This is a genomic window from Bifidobacterium sp. LH_558 (assembly GCF_056356295.1).
The window spans coordinates 299,244-319,018 of record NZ_JBKETZ010000002.1; the positions used below are offsets into that span (position 1 = coordinate 299,244).

Consider the following 19,775-nt stretch of genomic DNA (forward strand, 5'->3'; position numbering starts at 1 on the left):
CTTCGATTCGACCTTTCTCTCAATCCATCAACAACCACACGGTCGTGTCTTGCGGCAGACGACCGTCTTCGGCGAGCGCGCCGGAGGCCAGCAGCGGTTCTCCCGCCGGCAGCGCGATCGGCGTCTCGCCAAAATTCGTGATGCTCGCCCAACCGTTGGAACGGCGGTAGGCGATGACGCCGCCATGCTGCCCGTCGGCGCCGTCGCGTGCGTCCGAGGCACGGTCCTCGTCCAGCCAGATGAGGTCCGTGTCTTGCGGCATGTACCGGTGACGCAGCTCAAGCGCGCGGCGGTACAGATTCAGCATGGAATCGGGGTCGCTCTCCTGCACGTCGGCGGCGAGGTCCGCATACCAGGCGGGCTGGGGCAGGTGCGGAGGCAAAGCGGGGCAGCCGGCCTGTTCGGCGGTGACGCCGGCGCCGACGACCTGAATCGCCGGAGAGAATCCGTAGCCGGCGGTTCCATCCTCGTCGCTGGACTTCCACGGAAGCGGCACACGGCAGCCATCACGCCCCTTTTCGAGCTGGTGACGGGCGGTGTGGAATGCGGTCGGGTCCTCGAGCTGGTCCCAGGGGATATCCGCCACTTCGAACAGGCCGAGCTCCTCGCCTTGGTAGATGTAGGCGGAGCCGGGCAGCGCCAGTTCCATGAGGATGGCGGCGCGGGCGCGGCGGGTGCCGACCTCGCGGTCCTCCTTGTACGAGGTGCCGTTGCGCAGCAGCCAGTCCTTGACGACCTGATGGTGCGAGGCGGCCGGCATCTGCGGCAGGCCGTAGCGGGAGGCGTGACGCGGCACGTCGTGGTTGCTCATCACCCAGGTGGCGGTGGAGCCGGAGACGCGCGCGGAGTCGAGCCCCTCTTCGATGGCGAGATGCATGGCGTCGCGGATCCAGTCGGTTTTGGCGAATTCGAAGTTGAACACCTGGCCGAGTTCGTCGGTGGAGGCGTACAGATGCTGGCGTTCAGGGTTCACCCACGCTTCGGCGACGGCGAAGGCCGGCGGATCGTATTCGTTGAACACTTCGCGCCATTCGCGGTAGATCTCGTGCACATCGTCGCGGTCGTACAGCGGATGGCTACCGTCGGACGGCAGGGAGGGCAGGATGATACCCCAGTCATCGAGGTCGTCGCGGTCGAGGTCTTTGGCCAGGCCGTGCGCCACATCCACGCGGAAGCCGTCGGCGCCATGGTCGAGCCAGAACCGCAGGGTTGTGAGGAAGTCGGCGCGCACTTCGGGATTGTTCCAGTTCCAGTCGGGCTGCTCGACGGTGAACATGTGCAGATACCACTGGCCGTCGCTCACGCGCGTCCATGCGGGGCCGCCGAAGCTGGCCACCCAGTCGGTGGGAGGCAGCTCGCCGTGTTCGCCGCGCCCGTCGCGGAAGATGTAGCGGTCGCGTTCGGGGGAACCGGGGCCGGCGGCGAGGGCGGCCTGGAACCATTCGTGCAGGTTGGAGCTGTGGTTGGGAACGATGTCCACGACGATTTTGATGCCGGCCTGGTGGGCGGTTCGGGCGAGTTCGTCGAAGTCATCCATGGTGCCGAGCTTGGGGTCCACGTTGCGATAGTCATCCACGTCGTAGCCGCCGTCGGCGAGCTGGCTGGGGTAGAAGGGGCTCAGCCAGATGGCGTCGACGCCGAGCCGCTTGAGGTAGGGGATTTCGCTGGTCACGCCGGCGATGTCGCCAAGACCGGAGCCGGTTGAGTCTTTGAAGGACCGCGGATACACCTGGTACACCACGGCCTGCTTCCACCACAGGGCCGGATCGTCGGCCGCTGCGTTCTGGATGTTCTCGGACACGGTATCTCCTCTCGCGACTGTGCTAGTTTCGCCGAATGATGCTAGCGCTTTCATTGCTACTTCAGCCGGCAGCTTCATGCTTTTTCCTTGCAGAATAAGCGTTTTTTGTTCTTTTTTATCGGCGTTGACTGGTGGCTCTCAGCCACACTGCTGATGTTCGGTGATAGAAATGATAGCGCTTGCACTCAAGGTGCGCAAAATTACATCCACGCTCGGCGTGTCACCGCATTTTTCCTAACATCCGCTACTATGGAAGCGGTAAACATAGCCACAGGGTTCAGGAGGTTCATCATGGAGAGGGCAACCATCAGCGATGTGGCGCAGCTGGCAGGCGTCTCCCAGGCGACGGTCTCCCGAGCCCTGCGCGGCGTCTCCAAAGTCTCCCCCGAAACCCGCCTGCGCGTGGAGCAGGCGGCCAACAATCTCAACTTCACCCTGTCGAAAAGTGCATCCGCCCTCGCCTCAGGCCGGACCATGCGTGTGCTGCTGCTGGTCTCCGGCACGCTTGACCGCTGGTTCAACTCGTCGGTGCTCCAAGGCGTCTATGATGTGCTCTCCCCCGAAGGCTACGACATCATCCCCTCGTTCGTCACCAACCGCGCCCAACTCGACCACTATTTCGCGGAACTGCCCAAAAACCGCAATGCGGACGCGATTATCGTCTCATCGTTCACCTTCACCACGGAGCTACACCACCGCCTCACTTCCATGGGCATGCCGGTGGTCGGACTCGACTCCCCCTCGACCGACGGATTCGACGCCTCCATCGCCATCAGCAACGCCGACGGCCTGAGGCAAAGCGTGAACCTTCTGCATTCGCTGGGGCATCGCAGACTCGCGTTCGTCCGCGACCATGTGCCGCAGGATATGGTCTACAGCACCACCACCCGCGCGGACTGTTTCGCCAGCGCCGTCGACGCGCTGGACGACGGCACCGAATACACCATTCTGACGGCCCACACACACGCCAACACCATCGAACCGGACGAGCTGGCGCCGGAACTGGCCTCGCTCGTGCTGGCATCGCCCCTGAGACCGACTGGACTGGTTGTGGAGACCGACGAACTAGCCGTGCCGCTTATGAAGGAACTGCGCCACCAGCATATGCGATTCCCGGAAGACATGTCCATTGTGGGATTCGACGATGCGCCGATCTCCCGCGTGGTCGATCTGACCACCATCCATCAGAATCCGATCGAACTCGGCCACAGCGCCGCCCGCAAAGCGCTGGCGCTGATGCGGGGCGAAACCCTTGAGCGCCCCCATGAAGTGCAGCCCACCACCTTGGTATTGCGCGACACCACCGGACGCGCGCCGAACGTGGCCTAAGCCGCGAAACTCGGCCGCGCCGGCGCAACACATGAATACCTGAATACATAAAAGGCCGCCGCTCCGAACGAATCGGGGCGGCGGCCTTTCTGGAAGTCTCAGCTAGCGGGCGAAACGGGTCGCGCGGCTAGCGGACGGAATCAGTCCTGCACCTGGGCGCGGGCGATCTTGCCGGTGAAGGAGTTGGCCATATCGGCATCCTCGTCCTCGCCGTTGTTCCAGGAGAACATGGCGCGCAGCTTCGGACCGACGGTCTCGATGCGCACGTTGGAGTACTCCTCCTGCAGGGCCTTGAACTTCGGGGCGCCGGCGTCCTGGTCGTCGATGAACTCCTTGGCGAAGGAGCCGTCCTGGATGCGGGCCAGGTGGTACTCCATACGCTTGCGGCAGTCCTCACCGATGACGGTGTTGACGTAATCGCCGTACTGGGCGGTGTCGGAGCAGGACCAACGATCCTTGTTCAGGCCGCCTTCGTTCATCAGGTCGACGATCATCTTCAGCTCGTGGCACACCTCGAAGTAGGCGATCTCCGGCTGGTAGCCAGCGTCGGTCAGCACCTCGAAGCCCATCTCGACGAGCTTGTTCACGCCGCCGAGGAGCACGTTCTGCTCACCGAAGAGATCGGTCTCGGTCTCCTCCTTGAAGGTGGTCTTGATGGCGCCGGCGCGCAGGGCGCCCAGAGCCTTCGCGTAGGCCAGGGTCAGCGCCCAGCCGTCACCGCGGGGATCCTGCTCGACGGCCACGACGACCGGCACGCCACGGCCGGCGGCGTACTCACGACGCACGATGTGGCCCGGGCCCTTCGGGGCGACCATGAACACCGGGTGGTCCTCGGTGGGCTTGATGTAGCCGTAGTGGATGTTGAAGCCGTGGGCGAAGGCCAGCGCGGCGCCCGGCTTGATGTTGGGCTCGATGTCGTTGGCCCAGATGGTGCGCTGGTACTGATCGGGAGCCAGGATCATGATCACGTCGGCTTCGGCGGACGCCTCGGCCACGGACTTGACCTCAAGGCCCTGCTCCTTGGCGAACTCGACGGACTTCGAGGTCGGACGCAGGCCGACGACGACGTCGACGCCGGAATCACGCAGGTTCAGCGCGTGGGCGTGGCCCTGGGAGCCGTAGCCGATGATCGCGACCTTCTTGCCAGCGAGCACGGACAGATCGCCGTCGTTCTCGTACCAGATTGTTGCTGCCATTCTTGGCACTCCTTTGAATTGTTGTGTGGACGGCAGTCTGCCGCCCGACAGATGTTAGTTCAGTTTTACACAAACCGATGGTCACAAGCATAGAGGGATTTTGTCCCTCAAACCGATGCCTATCCTACCTTTAGCCCCGCACCGACGCGAATCCCGTCCAAAACGTGAACCGCGTTACTGGGCTGCGGCGGCGTGAAGCGGGCAGTCCAGTGGACTGCCCGTAGCCGACGCCCGAGAGAGGCGACAGCCGAGCGAGGGAAATAAGTCAGTCATTGACGTTAGTCAATGTCCGCGTGGGCCTCACTTGGTGAAATCCACATCCTTCGTCTCATGGCAGGTGATCACGGCGATCAGGCAGCACACCGCCATCACTCCGAGATACAGGCCCACGGAACGCACGCCCCAGTTGGCGGACAGCCACGTGGCGATGGTCGGCACGAAAGCCGCGCCCACGATGGCGGCGAGGTTGTAGCTGATGCCGGAACCGGAGTAGCGCACATTCGCCTCGAACAGCTCGGGCAGGGTCGCGCCGATCGGACCGAAGGCGATGCCCATCAGCGCGAAACCGACGCACAGGAACACCATCACGGCCACGAAGTCGCGCTTGCCCTCGCCCATCAGCAGATAGGGGAACGCGAAGGCGAACACCACCAGCGCCACGGACGAGAACATCAGCACGCGGCGGCGGCCGATCTTGTCGGCGTACACGCAGGAAAGCACGATGAACAGCGCGAACACGCACACCGCGGCCATCAGCATCAGCAGATACTCGCGGTTGGCGAAGCCGAGTCCGCCGCCGCCGTTCTCAGCATCCTTGGTGCCCCAGGCGAGCGACCAGGTGGCCAGCGTGTAGAACAGCGTGTAGGTGACGGCCACGAGGAACGTGCCCTGCAGCACCTGCTTCCAGCTCTTGCGGAACACCTCGACCAGCGGCGCCTTGACGACCTCCTGACGCTCCTGCGCCATGCGGAAGATCGGCGTCTCCTCCATATGCACGCGCACCACCAGGCCGACGACCACCAGCAGGGCGCTCAGCAGGAACGGCACGCGCCATCCCCACGAGAGCATCGCGGCGTCGTCGTTGAAGGTTTCGAGCAGGAAGTAGGTGCCGTTCGAGAGGAAGAAGCCGATCGGAGCGCCCAACTCGGGGAAGGAGCCGTACAGCGCGCGCTTGTTTTCGGGCGCGTTCTCGGTGGCGACCAGCGCCGCTCCGGACCATTCGCCGCCCAGGCCGATGCCCTGCGCGAAGCGGCACAGGCACAGGATGATAACAGCCCAGATGCCGATCGTCTCGTAGGAGGGCAGGCAGCCAATCAGGAAGGTCGAGATGCCCATGGTGAGCAGGGAGACGACCAGCGTGGTCTTGCGGCCCATGCGGTCGCCGAAGTGGCCGAAGATAAGCGAGCCGACGGGGCGGGCAATGAACGCGACCGCGAAGGTCAGCAGCGCGCCGATCGAGGCGGCCAGGCCGGTGCCGCCGAAGAACACGGTCGGGAAGTAGCTGGCCGCGGCGGTGCCGTAGGCGTAGAAGTCGTAGAATTCGATGGCGGTGCCGACCATGGAGGCGGCGATGACGGTTTTCACCGAGTCGCGGGCCATGGCTTGGACTTTGCCGGCCGCAGTTCCAGTCGTGGGTTCGACTGAGGTCATGAGATGCTCCTGAAACGTCTGTATGTGGTGTTTTGCATCCGATCTGGGATTTCGTTTTCGCCTTACTCCTTGTGGGAGGCACGAAAAAGCCCCACACCGCGTGCAGGGCTTTGCCGATTGTGTCGACCACCACCCTGCCTTCGTTGGCGGGGCGTGATTGGATGCTCGAAATCAGTCCGCCAGCGAAGACGGAATAATAATTCGTGCGGACACAAAACGTTCCATCATCACGGCGAACCTCCTTTCGTTAACGTTGTCGCTTCGGGCGGCTGCCCGAACTAGGCAATGAACTTAAGCGCGCGGCCGCTCCATCTCCAGCAGAGGTTCACTATGTGGTCACGTCGGCCGCATACAGACGAGCGACCTCACGCATTGGAGATCCTTCGACTCCGCACTTCGTGCTCCGCTCAGGATGACGGAAGAAAAGGCCGACAATCCGCCCAGGATGGCGTTACCGGGTGGTGGCGCAGGGGACGAAGGCTACGGGGATAACGTCTTCGCCGGCGGGGGCGAGCGGTTCGGTGTCATCGGCCTCTCCACGCGCGCCGCCGCCCGCGATGGCCTGCTCCACACGGTCGGCGATCCGACATGCAAGAGCGGCGGAGTCCTGCCGGACGGACGAAAGGCGTAATCCCGCGGCATCGGCCATATACGTGCCGTCATAGGCGATGACCTGCAGTTCCTCGGGCACGCGGATACCCCGGCGGAACGCCTCCTGCACCACGTAGGAGGCCACAAGATCCGATCCCACCACGGCGTCCGCATCGGGGAAACGGTCGAGGACCGTGCGGGCGGTGCGCGCGTGGGATTTCAAATCGGCGACCACGCCGGCGTCCACGTAATCCCAGCGGATACCAACCTGCTCCACCAGCCGTTCAAGCGTGAGATGGTAGCGGACCGTGGGGAATGTGGTGCCGTCGCTTGCCCCTGCGAACTGTTCGCGAGGACCGCCGACCGTCACCACATGGCGAGCGCCGGTGGCGATGAGATGCTCGGCGATCAGACGGCCACCCTGCTCGTGGTCCGAGCTGACGGAGGGGATGCCGGCGCCCAGCCGCCGGTCGAAGGCGACCACGGGTCGGCCGATCGAGGTCCAGTAGTCCGCCGTGTGTTCGGTGTGCGCGGCCATGACGATGCCATCCATCATGTGGCGGCGCAGCATATCAACGTATTCGGCCTCGCCGGTGGATACGTCGGCGGTGGAGCACAGCAGCGTACGCAGGCCGCGCGCGGCGAACTCGCGCTGCAGGGCGGCAGTCAGCGTGGCGAAGAACGGATGGCTGATGGTCGGCACGATCACGCCGATGGTGTTGGTGCGGTCATGGTAGAGGTTACGCGCCAGCTCATTGGGAATGTAGTCGAGGGCACGCATCGCCTCCTCGACTTTGGCGCGCATATCGTCGGAGACATAGCCGGCGTCATTCACCACCAACGAGACGGTGCTCAACGAAACGCCGGCCCGTTTCGCCACATCGCGCATGCCTACCACAGTCGTCACCTCCGCTGCGTTTCCGGTATCGAACAGTTATCGAACACTATTCTCCCAGTGTAGCCCAAAAGCGCGGTGCCACATCACCACTCACAGCGGCCGTCATAAAGCCCTATCCCAAGCGGGACAACGAGTTTGGTGTGCCGGGTTCGCCGGAAACGGCCGATTTTCCACACCAAACTCGAGAATCAATCGTTTTATGTGGAGCCGGCTCGACGGCCCGGCACACCAAACTTAAAAATCCGGGTCGAAAGACCCGGATTTTGTCGATATATGTTGACGACTCAGACGGCTGTGGTGGCGGCGCTGATTAGCGGCTGACGGCCACCGCCAAGACGGCCGCGACGGCGACGCAGACCATCGCCGCGGGGAACAGGGCGATCAGGCCGAAGGCCGAAACCAGCCAAGCGCCCGCGACGGCGGCAACAATCAGGCCCAAGGTGTTGGCCACATTGAACGCGGCCAGGTCTCGGCCGGAACGGCGCGGATCAGGCAGAGACTCCATCACCAGCGTCTGGCTGAGCGCGTCATACAAGCCAAGGGCGAAGCCGGCAAGCAACGCGAACAGACACAGTCCGATGAGGTTCGGCAGCACCAGCGGCAGGGCGAGCGCCACCACATAAAGCACGCATGCCACGCCCACCGGGCCACGAACGTCGTCGTAGCGCTCGTTGATCGGACCGGCCACGCGAGCGGCCACGACGGCACCCAGAGCGGTGGCCAGACCAAGCGCGGCGATCCCCATGCCGGCCGCGAGGGTCAGCGGCGCGGAGTCGCCCGCCTGCTGCACAGCCACATCCTCGTTGTAGTAACGCACGATCAACCACAGGAACACACCGGTCAATCCCATGCCCGCCATCATGAGCAGACGCGCGCAGAACATGCGGGCGAAACGCGGGGCGTTGCGCGGCGGACGCAGCTGCCCCCACACATCCTCGCCGCGGAAACGCTCGCGGGGAATGGATTCGCTGGAGGGTTCGCGCGGCCAGACCAGCGCCACCGCGATGCCCGACAAGGCGAGCACCAGCGCGGCCAGGGCGAAGGGCGCATACCCGCCGTTGCCATCGACGATGATGCCGGCAGCGCCCAGCCACGCGCCCAACAGCTGGCCGATCAGCTGGCCGATGCCACGCCAACGCACCAGCGAGACGCGGAATTTGTCGGGCACACGTTCGCTGAACGCGGCGACCAGCGGCACGGTGAGCATGGCGTACGCGATGTTGAGCACCATCCAGAAGAAGCCCAGCGAGATCGGCCCTTCGACCGCGCCAAGAATCAGCGTGGTCAACGCGGCGAGCAGACCGCCGGCGACCATCCACGGGGTGCGACGGCCAAGACCCACACGCGTGCGGTCGGAGAAGGCCGCGATCAGCGGGGAGGCGACCAACGAGACGACGGCGCCAAGCGTGACGATCACGCCGAGCGGCACGGCGACGGCGGCAGCCGCGGCCGATGGGTCGCCCGCCACCGAATCGGCGGCGAGCGCGGGATTCAGCCCCACCACGCGGCCGACCGCGGCGGGCAGCGCCACCATCGTCAGCGCCACCCAAGGCATGGTGACCAGCACGGCGGCCAGCGCAAAGCCCCACTTCAGGCGCGCGACCTGCACAGCGCTGGGCTTTTCGCCGTTCGCCGCCACTATGGGGTCGCGCATATCAAGGAAGGCCGAGGTCAGGTCGGGCACGGCCGCGTCGACGGAGGCCGCGGCCGACGCGGGCGAGCCCGCGGCGGCCAGCTGGGAGGCCTGCGCCTCGGCTTGCACGGTGGATGATTCGGGGGCGCGACGGCTGCTGCGCATGGCCAGCCGTGCCAACGCCTCCTTCTCCTCCGGGGTCAGCACCTTCTCGTAATCCGGCCTATCGTCGATGCCGGGGCGGACGTACACCGCGCCGGGCAGAGGGGGCGGAGTGGGTTGGCTCTGCTGATCATCGCTCATGATGGCTCCTCACGCATCGCAAGTTCATGTTCATCTACGGTCTTATACGCGAAAAAGGCCTCCCGCGACGCACGTGCATCCACGCATCGCAGGCGGCCTCTCATCCGTGTTCTAGGCTACGCCAAACCCGGCACAATCACCGGGTGGTCTCTCCGAGAACGAGCTTCACCGGCACCACGTCGAGCTCGTCGTCCACCGGGGTCTCCTCGATAATCTGCATCATTCGGGTGACGACCCGTTCTGCCAGACCGTCCATATCCTGCCGCACGCAGGTCAGCCGCAGCCCCGCGGCATCGGCCACGAAGGTGCCGTCGTAGGCGATGACCTGCAGGTCCTCGGGCACGCGGATCCCTCGACCGTAGGCCTCCTGCAGGCAGTACGAAGCCACCAGATCCGACCCCACCACGGCGTCCACGTCGGGGAAACGCTCGAAGACCTCGCGCGCGGCTCGCGCGTGGTCGCCGAGCGCCGACACTTCGCCGGCCTCCACGTAGTCGCAGGGAACGCCATGCTCGCCCATCATCCTCTCCAGCATCATGTGGTAGCGCACCGAGGGGAAGGTGGTGCGGTTCTCGATGCCGGCGGGCAGATCCTCGAACTGCGAGCGCAGACCGCCGACGCTGACCACGTGGCGCGCGCCGGTGGCGATGAGATGCTCGGCGATCAAGCGACCGCCCTGCTCATGGTTCGAGCATACCGAGGGGATGCCGAGGCCGAGGTAGCGGTCGAGCGAAACCACCGGGCGTCCGATCGACACCCAGAAGTCCTCCTGCCATTGCGTGTGCGCGGCCATGACGATGCCGTCCATCATGCGCCGCTGCAGCATGTCGATGTATTCCTTCTCGGTTTTCTCCGATCCCGAGGTCGAGCACAGCATGGCGTGCATGCCTTTGGCCGCGAACAGCCGTTGCAGCGCGGCGACGAAGGACGCGAAGAACGGATGACGGACGGTGGGTACGATGATGCCGATGATGTTCGTCCGGTTGCGGTATAGGTTGCGGGCCAGCTCGTTGGGGATGTAGTCCAACGCCCTCATCGCCGCGGTGACGCGGGAGCGCATCGATTCGGACACATATCCCGTGCCGTTGACCACCAGCGACACCGTGCTCAGGGACACACCCGCCTTCTTCGCCACATCGCGCATACCGACCATGTGTCTGACCTCCGTGTGATTCGGATTTTCGCCGGCCTCGCCGCACCGGTCCCGTTCATGGACCGGCCGTTTGGCGGGGCGACATAGAAATGCCCGGAACATGGCATCATGGCATCCCATGTTCCGGGCGGTTATTCATGCAAGAGACATTGTGCCGTGAACCATCAGCCCTTGACCGCGCCCGAGGTCACGCCGGCGACGACGTAACGCTGCAGGAACAGGTACAGGATCAGGATCGGCAGCATTGCCAGGAGCAGCGCCGCCATGATCAGGCCGATGTCGTTGGAGTAGGTGCCGTAGAAGATCTGCGTCGCGATCGGAATCGTGTACAGTTCCTTGCGGCCCAGCACCAGCGAGGGGAGCAGGTAGTCGTTCCAGAAGGCCATCGCGTTGATGATGGCGACGGTGGCCGTGGTCGGCTTGAGCAGCGGGAACACGATCTGCCAGAACGTGCGCCACTTGGTGCAGCCGTCGATGGACGCGGCCTCCTCCAGTTCGGCGGGAACATTCGTCTTGATCGCGCCGTGGTACATGAAGGTGGTCAGCGAAGCCGCGAAGCCCGTGTGCATCAGAATCAGCGTGATACGGCTGTTGAGCACGTTGAGCAGGCCGCCGTAGACGGAGACCAGCGGCACCATGAGCACCTGGAACGGGATGACCATGGAGGCGACCATCGCGGCGAACAGCAGGCTGCTCGCCGTCCAGCGCGGGTTGCGCACGATCACATACGCGGCCATCGCGGAGAACAGCACGGTCAGCACCGTGGCAGAGACGGTCACGACCAGCGAATTTCCGAACACGGTCCAGAAATTCATCTTCTCCATGGCTTCGGGGAAGTTGTCGAGCGTGAAGCCGCGTTCGCCGATCAATGCCAGAGGCTCGGTGTTGATGTCCGCCTTCTCTTTGAAGACGTTGATGAGCACCAACAGGAACGGAGCGATGAACAGGAAGAAGAGGATGATCAGCAGGACCATCGTCAAGGCATGCAGAACCTTGGTTCGAGTGCTTTGTTGGCCTTTGATGTTCATTATGCTGCCACCTCACCCTTCTTGCCGAAGTAGACCTGCAGCGCGCCGATGATCGCGCAGATCACGAACAGGATCAACGCCTCGGTCTGGCCGACGCCGTAGTTCTTGTAGACGAACGCCTGGTTGTACACGTGCATCGCGGCCATCACCGACGAGTTGAACGGCTCGCCCTTGGTCAAGGAGAGGTTCAGGTCGTAGACCATGAAGCAGCGCGTGGTGCTCAGGAAGATGCACTGCACGAAGGAGGCGCGCATCAGCGGGATGGTCACGTGCCACATCGCCTGCGCGGAGTTGCAGCCGTCGATCATCGAGGCTTCCTGAAGGCTTTTGTCGACGCTCATGAAGCCCGCCACGTAGATGAGCATCATGTAGCCCGCGTACTGCCAGACCGATACGAGTATCAGGCAGAACATGGCGCCGTTGGTTGTGGAAAGCAGCGACGCGTGGTCGGTTTGCGTGATGGCCTCGCCGATGGCGACGAAGGCGCGGTTGAAGACGAACTTCCACACGTAGCCCAAGACGATGCCGCCGATGAGGTTCGGGATGAAGAAGCCGGCGCGGAAGAAGTTCTGTCCCTTGATGCCGCTGGTCACCAGGAACGCGAGGAAGAAGGCGACGATATTCACCAGGATGACGGAGATCACCGAGTAGACGACCGTGCGGCCCAAGGCGGACCAGTAGGCGGTGTCGGCGAATGCCTCGGCGTAGTTGGCCAGACCGACGAAGGGCTTGGAGGTGGCGACGCCATCCCAGCTCGTGAGGGTCAGATACAGGCCGTAGAAGAAGGGCACGATCACCACGGCGCAGAACAGGATGCCTGCGGGGCCGGCGAACATCAGGAACTGCCCAAGTTTATACGTGAACTTGTTTTGCTTCATTGCAAATTCCATTCATGTCCGGGAGTGCGGACGCCCGGTCAGAGGCGTCCGCACTCCGTGTGTTGACATTATCGGCCAGTTCAGGACTCGACGCCCGAGAGGGTGGCGGTCGTCCAGTAGGACTGGATGGCGGAGGCGAGGCCGTCGCGGTCCGTTTCGTCCGCGAGGTACTTCTGGAACTCGGCACCGAGCACGGAGTAGTGGTCATCGGGCAGGTGGCTGTAGTTCGGGTACATCGCGCCGGCGTCCGCGAATTCCTTGACGGACTTGGACAGCGGGTCGGAGACCTCACCGGTGGCGGACTTGAACGGGGAGATCAGCGAGCAGTCGTTCATGATGAAGGACTGGCCTTCCTCATCCTCGGCGAGCCAGTTGAGGAAGTCCTTGGCGGCTTCGCGCTGCTCGTCGGTGGTGTTCTCGGAGGAGTCGATGAACATGAACTTGGAACCGCCGCCGACGATCTTCTCGTTGGAGCCGTCGTCCAGATCGTTCGGGACCGGCATGATGCCCATGTTCTCGGTGTAGTCGTACTGGTTCAGCACGGACCAATCCCAGTTGCCGCCGAACATGAAGGCGATCTCACCCTCGGCCAGCTTCTGCTCGGTCACCTCGCGCTCGGCGGAGATGGCGCTGCCCTTGGCGTAGTTGTTGTCCTTGAGCACATCGAAGAAGTCCATCAGGGAGTTCCACTTCGCGTTGTTCTCAAGATCGGCGGTGCCGTCGAGCAGGGAGCTGACGAAGGCGTCCACGTCTTCCTGCTCCTCGTACACCTGCGGCAGGAAGTGTCCGGCCAGCGACCAGTCTTCCTTCATGATGCCGACCGGGGATTCCATGCCGCCGGCCTTGAGCTCGTCGATCAGGTTCTCGAAGTCCGAGAGGGTCTTGATGTCGTCGGGGTTGAACTCCTCGCCGGTGATGTTCTCGATGGCGTCGGCGTTGTAGATCAGACCACGGGCCTCGACGGTCAGCGGCATGCCGTAGATCTTGCCGTTGACGCCCAGCGCGTAATCCGTGTCGGAGACCCAGGACTCGTCGGACAGATCGACGGCGTGCTCCTCGGCGAGGGAGTAGATGTCCTTATCGTCCACCATCGAGATGGTGTAGGGGTCGTTGGAGGCGTACCTGGTGGCGAGGTGGGCGGCCACGGTGTCGTTCGAGTAGTAGACCTCGACGTTGACGCCCTTCTCTTCCGAGTACTTCTCGGCCATCTCCTCGAACTGGTCCTCGATCTCCACCTTGGAGTTGAAGATGGTGATGGTCGTCTTACCCGAGTCCGCGTTGGACGAACCGCAGGCGCTCACCATACCGACGGACATCAGCACCGCAACGGCGGCCGCGCCGAGTTTCTTCCATGACTTCATGTTTATCCCTTTCTGTTCCAGTGTCGCGAGGCAGCTCTGCCTCGTTCTGGTCCAAAGCCCGGCACCCTGACTGCCATGTACGGTATGCCGTGCTCCTTCTTGCCAACATCCCGACCCGCCTGTGTCGAACCGGTTTGATAGCTGACATGTTCGATGATAAAGTCGAACCGGTTCGACGTCAACCGGATGTGCGTCACCGGCGTGTCTCCCGCCATTGGAAGGCCCCGCCGCCACCGGTTCCGCACGGCCCGCACACCCCACACGCAGGGCATACCAACAAGGAGGTTCCCATGGCCCACTGGCTTGACGACGCGGTGTTCTACGAGATCTACCCGCAGTCGTTCCAAGACTCCGACGGCGACGGCATCGGCGACTTCAACGGCATCGTCTCCCGCCTCGACTACATCCGCGAGCTCGGCTGCAACGCCATATGGATCAACCCCTGCTTCGATTCCTCGTTCTACGACGCCGGCTACGACGTGCGCGACTACTACCGGGTCGCCGAACGCTACGGCACCAACGAGGACCTCAAGCGCTTGTTCGACGAGTCCCACCGTCGCGGCATCAAAGTGCTGCTCGACCTCGTCCCCGGCCACACCGCCATCGACAACCCCTGGTTCCAGGAATCATGCCGCGACGAACGCAACGCATGGACCGACCGCTACATCTGGGCGCCGATGAACCAGGCGCCCGACCTCAACTCGCGCTACGACTCAATCAAGGGCTTCCTCGGCGGCATCTCCGAACGCCCCGACCGCGCCGCCGTCAACTGCTTCTCCACGCAGGTCTGCCTGAACTACGGCTTCGGCACCGTAACCGAGGATTGGCAGTTCGCCGCCGACTCCCCCGAAGCCGAGGCGGGCCGCCTGCTCATCCAAGACATCATGGCGTTCTGGCTGGGACTCGGATGCGACGGCTTCCGCGTCGACATGGCGGCCAGCCTGGTCAAGGAGGATCCCGACCACCGTTGGACCTCCCTGCTATGGCGCAAGGTGCGCGCCTTCCTCGACGAGCGTTTCCCCGACGCGGTGCTCGTCTCCGAATGGGGCAATCCCTCCGAAGCGCTTAACGCCGGCTTCGACATGGACTTCCTGCTGCATTTCGGCCCCTCGCACTATCTGGATCTCTTCCGCGAGAACCCCTGGTTCTCCGCGGCCGGCGGCGGCGACGTCAGCGCCTTCGTCAACGCCTATCAGGCCATGGTCGAGGGCACGCAGGGCCGAGGGCTGATCTGCATCCCCTCCGGCAACCACGACATGATCCGCATGCGCGACACCCTCACCCTAGATGAGATGAAGCTGGCCTTCGCGTTCCTGATGACCATGCCCGGCTGTCCGTTCGTCTACTACGGCGACGAAATCGGCATGCGCTACGAGCATGGACTCAAATCCAAGGAAGGCGGCTACGAACGCACCGGCTCGCGCACGCCCATGCAGTGGAACGACGGCACCAACGCCGGATTCTCCGCGGCGCCCGCCGAAGACCTGTATCTTCCGCTCGACGCAAGCCCCGACCGCCCCACGGTGGGCGCGCAGCAAGGCGATGAGGAGTCGCTGTGGACCACGGTGCGCGATCTGATCACGCTGCGGCATGACCACGACTGCCTGCACGCCGGTACTCTGATCGAATTCCTCCACGTGCCCGACCACGCCTGTCCGCTGGTCTACCGACGCGCGGGCGAAGGCGAGACGATCACCGTGGCGATCAACCCGTCGAACACCAGCGCGACCTGCGCGCTGGCCGACGAGCCCGGCGGCGTGCTGCATGCGATTGGAGAGGCGGCCGACTGGAACGACGGCACGCTTGACGTGCCCGCGGGCAGCGTCACGCTATTCGTCCGCTGAGGCGGGCCTCAACAGCCGACAGACAGGGACGCGAGCGGTCACACGAACGTCGATTTGACGAGTTTGCCGTTCGCGTCCACATCGTTGTCGAGTCTGCGGAAAATCGGATCATACAGCCAAGCGCAGCAGTACTGGGGCAACGAGACGCCCAGCAGCAGAATCAGCGGAATCGCATAGCCCAGATACTGCAGGTACGCCAACACGAACGCCACCATAACCACCAGCATTCCCAACGTGCGCGGAAAGAAGCCGAACGCGAGCTTCGCGGCGTTCGCCACATGTCCCTTCACGCTGTTCTCATAGCGCGACAGCATCACGAAGTAATACTGGCTCACCACAAGCACCAGGCAGCCGGTGATGGCCAACGCGCCCTCCAACAGAATGCGCACCGGGCCTTCCATGCCCATCAGAATCCACACATCCCCCAGGCCGATGGCGACCAATACCAGCACGACCAGCCAGAACGCCGTCGCCTGCTTGAAATTGCGCTTGAACGATTCGAAGAACTGCCGAGCGATGTAGTTCTCCTCACGCCGCACCAGGCGCCACAGCACCGAATGCATCGCCGTGAACGAGGCGCCGGCCGTCACGATGGGGATGCTGCACAGCAGCGTCAGCACGTTCAGCACGATCAGATCGAACAGGACGCTCATGATTCTGAAGAACGGGTTGTTCTGGTCGAATAATTTGCCCATGCGCCACCATCCTAATGCCTATGGCTGTGTTTGTGATTGCAATTGCTCGATTGCACTTACTCGATCGCATACGCACGCGACTGTGCGTGCGACTGTTTGTACGCTTCGGAACCACCCACGCCCGAAGTCCCGCTTGGGGCGCGCTGATGTGATGGATATGCCGATGGCGGGGCGGGCGAGGCGGGTTGATCGCCCGTTCCCGCCCGCCATCGGCATCGCCGCGTCAGGCCGCGACCGGCGGGTTGTTCAGCAGGTCGTCGGTGGTGTGTTCGCCGGCGGCGTCGGTCCAGGTCAGCGAGGCGACCGGAGCGGTGCTGTCGACACCGAGACCGCGCTTGGGCTCGAAGGTGAGCGAAGCGGCGGTGGCGGCACCCTTCCACGTGAAGGTGATCGACTCGTCGCCGTCGGCCGCGTAGCTGAACTCGCCGTCGAAAGCGTCGAGTTCGTTGCGGAACTTGGCCAGCGCGCTCAGGGCCTTGACCACCGGGAGGGCGAGCTGCTCGTCGATTTCGGCGGTCGAATAGTAGTGGCGGTTGATGTCGCGGCCGTTGTTGGTGCGGCGCAGCAGCTCCATGTCGTTCACGCCGGCAAGCGCGCCCACATAGTAGACCTGCGGCACGCCCGGCAGGAAGAACTGCACGGCACGGGCGGCCAGATAGTGCTGGTCGTTGCAGCCGAGGGCCGAGTAGTAGGTGGAGTTCACCTGATACAGGTCGAGGTTGCTGGCGGCCGCACCGGTGGCGGCCTGCGATTCGCCGTGGGTGTTGGCGTGGATGGTGTTGACCAGGTTGTCGACGTCCTCGTCGGGCACGAGGCCCTTCAGGGAGCGGTCGAGCTGGTCGGAGCCGATGTCGATCACACCGATGCCGTCGTGCGTGTCGAGCACGGTGACGGCGTTGTTCGGGCGGATCTCGGTCCAGTGGGCGACGGGCTCCACATGGCCGGTGAACAGGCTGTGCAGCAGCAGCGGAGGCAGGGCGAAGTCGTAGACGCGGTCCACCTTGGAGGCGATCTCCACCTGCTTCTTGTAGTAGGAGTGCACCTCGATGAGGATCTCAAGTCCGCGCTTGACGCCCTCTTCGCGCAGGCGGGAGATGAGCTGGAAGGTCTTGGGGGTCATGAAGCAGCTGGTGCCGGCCTCCTTGGCGCCGTAGCCGACGGCGTCGAGGCGGATGTAGCTCACGTGGCTGGCGGCCATCTGGTCGAAAATCGACATGAGGTATTCCCAACCCTTATCGGAGTCGGTGTCGATGTCGACCTGCTGCGGGGTGAAGCTCACCCACACGAGGCGGGTTTTGCCGGCGAACTTGTAGTGCGTGAACGGCAGGCCCGGGCGCGGGCGGTAGATGCCGGCGAGGTCCTCTTCGGTGGCGCCGTCCGGGAAGACGGAGCTCATGGTCAGGAACATCGGGTAGTACTCGGACTCCTCGCCGTTGGCGAGCACGTCTTGGAACTGCTCGGACTCCCAGCTCATGTGGTTGACGATCGCGTCGACCATGATGTCGTGGGTGGTGGAGAGTTCGGCAACATCGCTCCAGTCACCGAGGCGCGGGTCGACCTTGGTGTGGTCGATGGGGTCGAAGCCGGCGTCCGCGCCGTCGAACGGGGTGAAGAACGGCAGGATATGCACGCCGTCATACACGCCGTCGAAGCGGGTGCGCAGGATGTCGGTCATCGACTTGAGATCGCCGTCGCCGAGGCGGTCGGCGTAGGTGATGAGTTGCACCTTGTTCTTCAACGTGGTCCTCCTTCATATCGGTATCAAACCGGTTCGATACTATCGCCTTTTGACCCCAACGTCCAATTCGTCATAGGTTGCGACGCGTTATCGAATCAGGCGCAGGCCAGGCCGACCCACCAGCCGCAGATCACGCAGACGATCGGCACGGCCACGGTGGCCAGCAGATACAGGCCGGCGGTCGCGAAACGTTCGCGGCGCGCCAAAGACACCATCTCATTGATGGCTGTGGAGAATGTGGAGAACCCGCCCAGGAATCCGGTCACGAACAGCAGGTAGGTCGATTCGGGCACGGACTGGCTCACCCAGGTCGCGGCGGCCAATCCCGCGCAGAAGGTGGCGATCACATTGATCACGAAGGTCGCCAACGGGAAAGCGCGCTCCCACCACCGCTGGATCGACGTGTTGAACACGAATCGCGTCACGGCGCCCAAGCCGCCGCACAGGCACACCAGAAGGAAGGTCGTCATCCTCGCACCTCCCCCGTGGTCGGATCGCCCGCCAACGGAATCTCCGCGGTGATGGGATCCGGCTCGTACGCGGGCGGCCAATACCCCGTCGCTTCGCTGGCCATGCCGTTCGCATCAGCCACACCTGCGGAGGCGACCGCACCGTCCGCACCGGCTGCACCGGCTACACCAGTCATACCAGCCATGCCGGTCGCACCAGCCAACTGCTCGACGCCGGCGATATCGACCGCGCCAGCCGTAGCGGATGAGGCGGCAACGGCGTCAACATCGCCAACGGAAGGGGCCAAGGCGACGTTGGAAAGAGCAGAGGCACCGATGGCCGCACCATCCTGCAGCGACAGGGGCTGCCCGTAGTCGCCGGTCGGCGGACCGGAAACCGGCAGCTGCTCGACGATTTCGACCCGATGCGAATGGATGATCACCGTGCCCGCGGACACGTCGATGGGCTGGTTCTCACCAGCGGGCGAAACGGCCGCATGACGGGCGCTTTGGCTCTGATGCTTGGCCAGCGTCTCGGCCACGGCCCTCGCCGCGCGACGCGACGACATCCGCAATCCCAGCACGGCACCGATCCACGACACCACCAAGCCGCCCACGAAACTGGCGGCCCAGTAGAACGCGAATCCCATGTAGTGGCCGTCCTGCAAGGCGAGCAGCCCCTCGACGGCCATCGCGGAGAGGGTGGAGAATCCGCCGCACATGCCCATACCCACACCGCGCGAAGTGAGCTGGCGCGTGCGTTTGCGGATCCACGTGGCCTGCGAGACGTACGAGGTCAGCAGCGCGAAGATGAAACAGGCCAGCATGTTGGCCGTGAAAGTGGCGGGATGGAAGGCGCTCCAGAAGCCGCTCTCGGCAAACGCCCCCGGCATGGCGAGCCCCAGCCCATAGCGCATGCCCGTGCCGACGCAGCCGCCGACGAACACCACCAAATAAATCATGCCATCGGCAAGCGGATTGAAGCGCGCCTGCACGCGTTTGATCGGAGCCAGCGGAATCTGCGGCGGCGTGGGCGCGGCGGCCGCACCGGTCGGGCGCGGATTCACCTGCGCGGCGGAGATTTCCATCGTGCTGGTCGCCGGCTCGGCGGATTGCGCATCGTCGGCACCGCCGGTGGCTGCCTCGGAGGCAGCGAAATCCGCCCCGACCGTCGGATTGACAAGATCCACAGGGGGCAGTTCAGGGACTTGAAGCGGGGAATCACCGT

15 protein-coding genes are annotated in these 19,775 nt (G+C 63.9%); 2 read left to right on the top strand and 13 right to left on the bottom strand.

Going from position 1 to position 19,775, the window contains the following annotated elements:
* Positions 1-19: 19 nt before the first annotated feature.
* Positions 20-1,855, bottom strand: a complete 1,836-nt coding sequence (locus tag AC1AV0_RS04020; RefSeq protein ID WP_476571637.1) for a glycoside hydrolase family 13 protein — start codon at positions 1,853-1,855, stop codon at positions 20-22.
* A 237-nt stretch (positions 1,856-2,092) separates the two neighbouring features.
* On the opposite strand from AC1AV0_RS04020, the gene AC1AV0_RS04025 reads away from it, so the two are divergent.
* The gene (locus tag AC1AV0_RS04025) at positions 2,093-3,130 is read left to right on the top strand and encodes a LacI family DNA-binding transcriptional regulator (RefSeq protein ID WP_476571333.1); all 1,038 of its coding nucleotides are present in this window, start codon (positions 2,093-2,095) and stop codon (positions 3,128-3,130) included.
* A gap of 140 nt (positions 3,131-3,270) precedes the next feature.
* Here the strand turns inward: AC1AV0_RS04025 and ilvC are convergent, their stop codons facing one another.
* The 8 genes from ilvC to AC1AV0_RS04065 form a co-directional block, all read right to left on the bottom strand.
* Positions 3,271-4,326, bottom strand: coding sequence for a ketol-acid reductoisomerase (ilvC, locus tag AC1AV0_RS04030; protein ID WP_476571335.1), 1,056 nt, complete (start codon positions 4,324-4,326; stop codon positions 3,271-3,273).
* Between the two features lie 300 nt (positions 4,327-4,626).
* A complete protein-coding gene (locus tag AC1AV0_RS04035) occupies positions 4,627-5,976 on the bottom strand; it encodes an MFS transporter (protein ID WP_476571337.1) in 1,350 nt (449 codons plus the stop codon).
* Between the two features lie 451 nt (positions 5,977-6,427).
* Positions 6,428-7,465, bottom strand: a complete 1,038-nt coding sequence (locus AC1AV0_RS04040) for a LacI family DNA-binding transcriptional regulator (RefSeq protein ID WP_476571640.1) — start codon at positions 7,463-7,465, stop codon at positions 6,428-6,430.
* A gap of 310 nt (positions 7,466-7,775) precedes the next feature.
* Entirely contained in the window at positions 7,776-9,401 is a 1,626-nt protein-coding gene (locus AC1AV0_RS04045) for an MFS transporter (protein ID WP_476571339.1), read from the bottom strand.
* A 136-nt stretch (positions 9,402-9,537) separates the two neighbouring features.
* Complete coding sequence (locus tag AC1AV0_RS04050) at positions 9,538-10,554, bottom strand: LacI family DNA-binding transcriptional regulator (protein WP_476571341.1); 1,017 nt, start codon at positions 10,552-10,554, stop codon at positions 9,538-9,540.
* A 164-nt stretch (positions 10,555-10,718) separates the two neighbouring features.
* On the bottom strand, positions 10,719-11,582 hold the full coding sequence (locus AC1AV0_RS04055; RefSeq protein WP_476571343.1) for a carbohydrate ABC transporter permease: 864 nt from the start codon (positions 11,580-11,582) through the stop codon (positions 10,719-10,721).
* The gene (locus tag AC1AV0_RS04060) at positions 11,582-12,460 is read right to left on the bottom strand and encodes a carbohydrate ABC transporter permease (protein WP_476571345.1); all 879 of its coding nucleotides are present in this window, start codon (positions 12,458-12,460) and stop codon (positions 11,582-11,584) included. Before AC1AV0_RS04060 ends, AC1AV0_RS04055 begins: the two co-directional genes overlap by 1 nt.
* An 80-nt stretch (positions 12,461-12,540) precedes the next feature.
* Positions 12,541-13,821, bottom strand: coding sequence for an ABC transporter substrate-binding protein (locus tag AC1AV0_RS04065; RefSeq protein WP_476571347.1), 1,281 nt, complete (start codon positions 13,819-13,821; stop codon positions 12,541-12,543).
* Between the two features lie 290 nt (positions 13,822-14,111).
* Here AC1AV0_RS04065 and AC1AV0_RS04070 point away from each other — a divergent pair, with 290 nt between their 5' ends.
* Positions 14,112-15,665, top strand: a complete 1,554-nt coding sequence (locus AC1AV0_RS04070) for an alpha-amylase family glycosyl hydrolase (RefSeq protein ID WP_476571349.1) — start codon at positions 14,112-14,114, stop codon at positions 15,663-15,665.
* 38 nt (positions 15,666-15,703) lie between these two features.
* Here AC1AV0_RS04070 and AC1AV0_RS04075 read toward each other — a convergent pair whose 3' ends face one another.
* The 4 genes from AC1AV0_RS04075 to AC1AV0_RS04090 form a co-directional block, all read right to left on the bottom strand.
* Positions 15,704-16,360: a YesL family protein gene (locus AC1AV0_RS04075; protein ID WP_476571351.1), complete on the bottom strand. Its 657-nt coding sequence runs from the start codon at positions 16,358-16,360 to the stop codon at positions 15,704-15,706.
* Between the two features lie 223 nt (positions 16,361-16,583).
* Positions 16,584-18,098: a sucrose phosphorylase gene (gtfA, locus tag AC1AV0_RS04080; RefSeq protein ID WP_476571353.1), complete on the bottom strand. Its 1,515-nt coding sequence runs from the start codon at positions 18,096-18,098 to the stop codon at positions 16,584-16,586.
* A gap of 95 nt (positions 18,099-18,193) precedes the next feature.
* Positions 18,194-18,568, bottom strand: coding sequence for a fluoride efflux transporter FluC (locus AC1AV0_RS04085; RefSeq protein ID WP_476571355.1), 375 nt, complete (start codon positions 18,566-18,568; stop codon positions 18,194-18,196).
* Positions 18,565-19,737: a fluoride efflux transporter FluC gene (locus AC1AV0_RS04090; protein WP_476571357.1), complete on the bottom strand. Its 1,173-nt coding sequence runs from the start codon at positions 19,735-19,737 to the stop codon at positions 18,565-18,567. Before AC1AV0_RS04090 ends, AC1AV0_RS04085 begins: the two co-directional genes overlap by 4 nt.
* Positions 19,738-19,775: the final 38 nt, after the last annotated feature.

Bases quoted from the DNA above. Each gene is read 5' to 3' on its own strand.
- AC1AV0_RS04020 (WP_476571637.1), bottom strand. From the start codon at position 1,855: ATGAAAGCGCTAGCATCATTCGGCGAAACTAGCACAGTCGCGAGAGGA.
- AC1AV0_RS04025 (WP_476571333.1), top strand. From the start codon at position 2,093: ATGGAGAGGGCAACCATCAGCGATGTGGCGCAGCTGGCAGGCGTCTCC.
- ilvC (WP_476571335.1), bottom strand. From the start codon at position 4,326: ATGGCAGCAACAATCTGGTACGAGAACGACGGCGATCTGTCCGTGCTC.
- AC1AV0_RS04035 (WP_476571337.1), bottom strand. From the start codon at position 5,976: ATGACCTCAGTCGAACCCACGACTGGAACTGCGGCCGGCAAAGTCCAA.
- AC1AV0_RS04045 (WP_476571339.1), bottom strand. From the start codon at position 9,401: ATGAGCGATGATCAGCAGAGCCAACCCACTCCGCCCCCTCTGCCCGGC.
- AC1AV0_RS04050 (WP_476571341.1), bottom strand. From the start codon at position 10,554: ATGGTCGGTATGCGCGATGTGGCGAAGAAGGCGGGTGTGTCCCTGAGC.
- AC1AV0_RS04055 (WP_476571343.1), bottom strand. From the start codon at position 11,582: ATGAACATCAAAGGCCAACAAAGCACTCGAACCAAGGTTCTGCATGCC.
- AC1AV0_RS04060 (WP_476571345.1), bottom strand. From the start codon at position 12,460: ATGAAGCAAAACAAGTTCACGTATAAACTTGGGCAGTTCCTGATGTTC.
- AC1AV0_RS04065 (WP_476571347.1), bottom strand. From the start codon at position 13,821: ATGAAGTCATGGAAGAAACTCGGCGCGGCCGCCGTTGCGGTGCTGATG.
- AC1AV0_RS04070 (WP_476571349.1), top strand. From the start codon at position 14,112: ATGGCCCACTGGCTTGACGACGCGGTGTTCTACGAGATCTACCCGCAG.
- AC1AV0_RS04075 (WP_476571351.1), bottom strand. From the start codon at position 16,360: ATGGGCAAATTATTCGACCAGAACAACCCGTTCTTCAGAATCATGAGC.
- AC1AV0_RS04085 (WP_476571355.1), bottom strand. From the start codon at position 18,568: ATGACGACCTTCCTTCTGGTGTGCCTGTGCGGCGGCTTGGGCGCCGTG.